1 rRNA gene is annotated in these 241 nt (G+C 47.7%); it reads right to left on the reverse strand.

Annotation, left to right across the window (positions count from 1 at the left end):
* Window positions 1-83: ribosomal RNA gene (locus AYO36_RS14070) — 23S ribosomal RNA — on the reverse strand; the annotation flags it as partial.
* Between the last annotated feature and the right edge of the window lie 158 nt (window positions 84-241).

The following is a 241-nucleotide window of genomic DNA, read 5'->3' on the forward strand; positions in this document are numbered from 1 at the left end:
CCCCGAAGCATATCGCTGTTCGTCGCGTCCTTCATCGGCTCCTAGTGCCAAGGCATCCACCGTACGCCCTTCATACCTTGATCTAGCGTTGGTATTCTAAGAACACACGTCTTAAATGACATGGTTATAAAAAGTTTGATGTCTTGTTGATGTCTTCAGTTTTCAAGGTGCGAGTGTCTCTTACGAGACTGAGAGACGAGCTCTCAAAACTGAACGATGGGCATGTCCCGTAAGGGACGTT

Origin of the sequence: Exiguobacterium sp. KKBO11 (genome assembly GCF_001644945.1) — a bacterium.
Classification (GTDB): Bacteria; Bacillota; Bacilli; order Exiguobacteriales; family Exiguobacteriaceae; genus Exiguobacterium_A; species Exiguobacterium_A abrahamii.